The following is a 6,215-nucleotide window of genomic DNA, read 5'->3' as shown; positions in this document are numbered from 1 at the left end:
TGGTTGAAACGCTATAAAAAATTTCCTGATAATCTCTCGCATATAACACAAAGTTGGGATACTGCGGTTTCAACAAGTAACATGAGCAACTTTAGTGTCTGCATCACCTGGGCAAAAATAGATAATAAATTCTATTTACTCGACGTATATCGCGCAAAGCTTGAGTATCCAAAGCTTAAAGAACAGGTTTTGTCACTAGCTGCAAGATGGACGCCACACGCAATTTTAATCGAAGCAAAAACAAGTGGTCAACAATTGGTGCAAGAGCTAAAGACAAACAGTGATTTACCGATTATTGAAATAGTGCCACATGATGACAAGCTCACTCGATTTCATCAAATTGTTCCGATTATAGAGTCTGGCAAGGTTTTTCTGCCACATCAAGCAGTATGGCTGAACGATTTTGAGTATGAGATTTTAATGTTTCCTGAAACGCGCCACGACGACCAAGTGGACAGTACCGTGCAATATTTGCAGTGGGTGAGAAACAGTACCTCCAGGGTCGCAGCTATACGAGCATTGTGATTTGAATCCACTAGGGATGACACCCTCTTGGATGGAGACCAGTGTCAGCTACTTTCATGACACCCTGACAACCGTCATCCCGCTACGTGTTAGCGGGATCTATGCTAAAAGATACCACGGCGGTATGACGTAGAACTGCTGCTTGTTAGCGGATGAGATACCGCGAATGAATCGCGGTATGACGGTTCGCGGCAGCATGACGGTAAGCTCGTCATCCCACTACTTGTTAGCGGGATCTCTTGTTAGCGGATGAGATACCGCGAATGAATCGCGGTATGACGTAGGACTGCTGTCATTCCAGTGTTAGCTACTTTCATGACACCGTCTACTTTGTAAAATTCACAAGAACCATTAAAATATTTTTTTACTTTTCATTGTATATTTCTCAACATATTATCTTTAAGTACTAAAATAATTAACAATATGGCATTATTAATAGTTGAATCACCTGCGAAAGCAAAGACAATAGGTAAATATTTGAGTAAAGAGTTCAAAGTAGCTGCATCCTTTGGACATGTGAGAGATCTTCCAGCAAAAAACGGTTCTGTCGATCCGGATAATGATTTTGCTATAAAGTATGAAACCATTGAAAAAGCAGAAAAGTATATAAAAGAGTTAGTAAAAGCCGCAAGCAAAACATCAGATATATATCTTGCAACAGACCCAGACAGAGAAGGGGAAGCAATGGCTTGGCATGTGATAGAGACATTAAAAGAAAAGAAAGCAATCAGTAATGAAAACAACATTTATAGAGTAGTCTTTAATGAGATAACAAAGAGAGCAGTTCAAGAAGCAATAAAAAATCCACGTGAAATTAATATGGATTTAGTGCGTGCACAACAAGCACGTAGAGCTTTGGATTATCTAGTTGGATTTAGTTTGTCACCACTGCTGTGGACAAAATTGTCGGGAAGCAAGTCTGCAGGGCGAGTGCAGTCTGTTGCATTAAAGATTATATGCGAACGAGAAGATGAAATTAGTAAATTTATAACACAGGAGTATTGGAGCATAAAAGCAGAAATGCAAAATAGCAAAGATGAGGCTTTTTTTGCTATGCTAAGCCACTATGACAATAAAAAGCTAGAAAAATTTGATATTAAGAATGAAGAAGAAGCAAAGAACTTAGTCAGGGAGATTGAATCAAGGCAATATGCTGTAAGCACAGTAGAACGCAAGCAAGTTAAGAGAAACCCGCTTCCTCCGTTTATTACTTCAAGTCTTCAGCAAGATGCAGTGAATAAACTGTATTTTAATGTGAAAAGTGTTATGCGCATAGCGCAAAATTTATATGAAGGTATCGATATTGGTGGTGAAACTGTAGGGTTGATAACTTACATGCGTACAGATGGGTTTCATATTGCAGATGAGGCTATAAACTCAATTAGAGGGTCAATTAAGTCATTATATGGTGATAAATATTTACCGCAGTCTCCTCGTAAATATGTAAAAAAGGTCAAAAATGCTCAAGAAGCACATGAAGCAATTCGTCCAACTGATATCAATAGAACGCCGGGTAGTATTAAGGATTACTTAACGCCAGAGCAATTTAAATTGTATGATTTAATCTGGAAAAGGACCATTGCAAGTCAAATGGAGTCGGCGATCCTTGATCAAGTGGTAGTTGAAATTAGTTCTACTGATCAAAAAGTAGTTCTGCGAGCAAGTGGGTCGAGTATATTCTTTGATGGTTTTTATAGAGTCTACCAAGATAACATAGAAGCCGAAAATGAAGGCCTGCTACCTGCCATGAAGGAAGGGGAAGCATGCAAGCTGATTTCAGTTGAGCCAAAACAACATTTCACTCAACCGCCACCTCGTTATAGTGAAGCAAGTATCGTTAAAAAAATGGAAGAAATCGGTATAGGTCGACCATCAACTTATGCAACAATTATTTCGGTATTACAAGATCGTGAGTACGTTTCATTGGATAGCAAAAGGTTTATTCCAAGCAGTCGTGGTAAAATCGTTACTATATTTTTAGAAACTTTTTTTCAGCGTTGTGTAGAGTATGATTTCACAGCACAAATGGAAGAAAAGCTTGATTTAATTTCAAATGGACATGCAGATTGGAAAAAAGAATTAGGCCACTTTTGGGTGCCATTTTTTGGTCATGTAAACTCTGTCAAGCAAATGACGCATGATGAAGTTTTCAGCGGCATTCACGATTTGGTAATCGATTGGTTTTGTTCAGAAGAAGGAAAAAAAGAGGTGAATACGAAATGTCCTGCTTGCTTAGGTGGCATATTGAAATTGAACTTTGGAAAAGCCGGGGTGTTCCTTGGATGTTCTAACTATCCTGAATGCAACCATACAAAAGAAATTACGGGCAGTAACGACAATTCAGAATATCCAAAAAGTTTAGGTATAGATGATATAACAGGACAAGAGGTAGTAATTAAAAAAGGTCCTTTTGGACTTTATCTGGAGTTTAATAACGAGTTAAAAAAGAAAAAAACGGTTTCCATACCAAAAGATATAAATGTTAATGAGATTGATCTGAGCACCGCTACTCAGTTACTTTCCTTGCCAAAAGTAATCGGAGAACACCCTGAAACCGGAAAGGAAGTAAAAATAGGCCTTGGACGATTTGGATACTATATTTTCTATGATGGTAGATACTTTTCTCTTAAGAAAAGCTCCAAAGAGGTGCTGAATACAGAATTGAGCGAAGCTGTACAAATTATTGCAAACAGTCCACGCAAAGAGTTAAAATCTCTCGGGGTTAATGAAAAGGGAAAAGAAGTTTTTATCTGCAACGGTAGGTACGGATTCTATATAAAATGCGGTAAAACAAACGTTGCTTTGGGCAAGAGTGCAGATATTGAGAGTATAGATCTGGAGAAGGCTTTAGAGTTGATTAAGGGTAAGAAGTAGACTTCTTGCATAACCATTATCTACGTTAAAAATCAGCTTTTTTGTCATTCCAGCGTGTGACGCTGGAATCTAGAAAAAAAGAACCTGGATGCCAGTGTCTGGGCACTGGCATGACACCCTTTCTGGTAGAGGTTGCTCTCAAATCACAACGTGCATACAACTGCAGCAGTATGATGTTTTATTTATTATAGCTATAACACTGAAGTTTACAATCAGAACAAACCACTTGGCCACGTGGAACTGATTTCAGTTTATCAGTTGAAACTTGATTTGAGCAGAATATGCATTTTATTGTGTTGCTTGGAGTAAGTGAATTATCAACAGCAATTCTATCATCAAAAACAAAACATTCTCCTTTCCAATTACCATTTTTATTATAAGTTTTTTCAAGGTAAGAAAGAATGCCGCCTTTAAGATGGTAAACATCACTAAATCCAAGGCTTTTCATATATGCTGTAGATTTTTCGCATCTAATCCCACCAGTGCAGTACATAGCCACTTTCAGGTCTTTACTCTCAGAAAATGACTCTGTCCACTGAGGAAACTCACGGAAACATTGTGTGTGTGGATTAATTGCATTCTTAAACTTGCCTAATTTCACTTCATACTCGTTTCGTGTATCTATTACTAAAACGTCAGGTTGAGAAGTAAAATCATCCCAATGCTCTGGATCAACATATTTACCCTTAAGGGAAATATCAAGATTGCTTACACCAAGATTCACAATCTCTCTTTTTAATTTTACCTTCATCTTGCTAAATGGTTGATATTCTGCTGCACTCTCTTTCCATGTAAGGTCCCTTAGCCTATAATCAGAACGTAGAAAATCAAATATTTTATCAATTGCGTTTCTTTCACCAGATATTGTTGCATTAACACCCTCTTCTGCAAGGAGTATAGTGCCCTTTAACTCAACGTTGTTGCATGTAGCTTTTATTTCGTCTTTCATGTCATAATAATTAGAAAGTTCTACAAAATGATAGAAAGTTGCAATGACGAAGCTCATGATTATTCACTTATCAACTAAAAACATGATATACAAAATTATAAAGATATTCAATAGTACGGCTGTTAATTACTGGATATCTTCAGTTTTTACATATAACATTTTAATATAAAATATAGATTCAAATTAATGTTTTTAAGAGTATTTAAAAATATATTCTTATTTTTAGTAAGTATATTATTCGTCTGTCCTATACTATCGTTAATATCAATCTTATTTACAGATTCAGCGAATTCCGGATGGGTAATCAGCACACTTTTCCCTGAATATATACTGAGTACGTTAATTTTGATGATAGGAGTGGGGGGAATATCTTTCATATTTGGAGTAATTCCAGCTTGGCTCACCACATTTTTTTCATTTCCTGGAAGTAAAATTTTTGAGATTGCTTTGTTCTTTCCGATATCGATTCCTGGATATATAGTAGCGTTCGTCTATGTAAATACGCTAGAGTTTTCAGGTCCGGTGCAGAGCTTATTAAGAGACATTTTAGATTGGAGCAAAGGTGACTATTGGTTTCCTGAAATAAAATCTCTAGGTGGTGGAATATTAGTAATGGGATTCAGCCTATATCCATACGTTTATATGTTAGTCCGCTCAAGTCTAAAGAATGTTAGTAACTCAGTCACTATCGCATCAACACTTGGGTTCTCCTCATTGAAGAGCCTGTTTTCTGTCATCATACCCTCCATACGCCCATCGATTATAGCTGGGTTGTCTTTGGTACTAATGGAAGTAATTACAGATTTCGGCACACCACAGTTTCTTGCTATCGATACTTTTACGACAGGAATATATCGCACCTGGTTTTTACTGCATGACAAATATTCAACTACTGTTTTAGCAGTTGCAGAGTTGATTTTCGTTGCAACACTAATAGCTATCGAAAAAAAACTACAAAAAAAAGGAATATCCTACTCTTCAATCAATACCAATTCAGATTATCACAACAAACGGAGTATAAGTGGCACTATACCATTGATCTTTGCTTATCTTATGTGTGTATTGCCGATATTAATAGGTTTTATTTTGCCAATGATTCCGCTCATATATTGGAGCATAGAGAAGGGGTTTTTCATATACGAAGCAAGATTCTATAACATAATAGCAAATAGCGTTAGTTTATCATTTATCACCGCATTAATCTCAATTAGCATTGCAATAATGATTGGATATACGGCGCGTAAAAATAAGGTAATCAACAATATAGCGCGTCTCATTTCTTTAGGCTACGCAATTCCAAATGCAATTATCGCAATTAGTATAATAATATTTTTAAGCAGAATATCCTCTTTCATTACTCAATATGTTGTGGAAATTAGCTTAGTAGGAACTATTGGCGCATTAGTTTACTCATATTTATTCCGTTTTTTTGCTATATCTTTCAAGGCGGTAGAGTCAGGGCTCAAAAAAACACCAAATGAAATTGAGTGGACTGCATATACCATGGGTCATGGACCTATTTCCACATGTTTGAATGTTCATATCCCTCTCATCAAGAAGAGTATATTATCGGGATTTTTGCTCGTATTTATGGATACTATCAAAGAGCTCACAGCAACACTTATTATAAGACCATTTAATTTTGAAACTATATCAACTAGAATATATGAACTTGTAAGCGATGAGCGCTATAGAGAAGCTGCCCCATTTTCGTTAATAATAGTTATAATAGGCTTAATCTCTACAATAACCTTATTTACACTTGATGATAAGGATAAAAAATAAACGTAACCGTTCACACTTAATTCTTCAATCTCACTAATAGAAAGGCCAGTAAACTTGACAATAGTGTTGACATCAACATTAT

At 36.4% G+C, this 6,215-nt stretch carries 5 protein-coding genes; 4 read left to right on the top strand and 1 reads right to left on the bottom strand.

Annotation, left to right across the window (positions count from 1 at the left end; all coding sequences use genetic code 11):
* From terL to WOCAOBSORBRA_RS06475, 3 genes are all read left to right on the top strand, one after another.
* A partial coding sequence (gene terL / locus WOCAOBSORBRA_RS05230) for a phage terminase large subunit (protein ID WP_174516074.1) occupies positions 1-525 on the top strand: 525 nt, incomplete at its 5' end.
* Between the two features lie 423 nt (positions 526-948).
* Positions 949-3,399: a type I DNA topoisomerase gene (gene topA / locus WOCAOBSORBRA_RS05225; RefSeq protein ID WP_174516073.1), complete on the top strand. Its 2,451-nt coding sequence runs from the start codon at positions 949-951 to the stop codon at positions 3,397-3,399.
* Between the two features lie 56 nt (positions 3,400-3,455).
* Positions 3,456-3,590: a hypothetical protein gene (locus WOCAOBSORBRA_RS06475; RefSeq protein ID WP_255407365.1), complete on the top strand. Its 135-nt coding sequence runs from the start codon at positions 3,456-3,458 to the stop codon at positions 3,588-3,590.
* Here WOCAOBSORBRA_RS06475 and trhO read toward each other — a convergent pair.
* Positions 3,578-4,405, bottom strand: coding sequence for an oxygen-dependent tRNA uridine(34) hydroxylase TrhO (trhO, locus tag WOCAOBSORBRA_RS05220; protein ID WP_155969276.1), 828 nt, complete (start codon positions 4,403-4,405; stop codon positions 3,578-3,580). The genes WOCAOBSORBRA_RS06475 and trhO overlap by 13 nt on opposite strands.
* A 129-nt stretch (positions 4,406-4,534) precedes the next feature.
* Between trhO and WOCAOBSORBRA_RS05215 the strand changes: the two genes are divergently transcribed.
* A complete protein-coding gene (locus WOCAOBSORBRA_RS05215; protein ID WP_174516072.1) occupies positions 4,535-6,133 on the top strand; it encodes an ABC transporter permease in 1,599 nt (532 codons plus the stop codon).
* Positions 6,134-6,215 lie beyond the last annotated feature (82 nt).

Source organism: Wolbachia endosymbiont of Cardiocondyla obscurior (assembly GCF_902713635.1).
Classification (GTDB): Bacteria; Pseudomonadota; Alphaproteobacteria; order Rickettsiales; family Anaplasmataceae; genus Wolbachia; species Wolbachia pipientis.
Note: the sequence above shows the minus strand (reverse complement) of the source record. Positions and strands in the feature narration are given on the sequence as shown.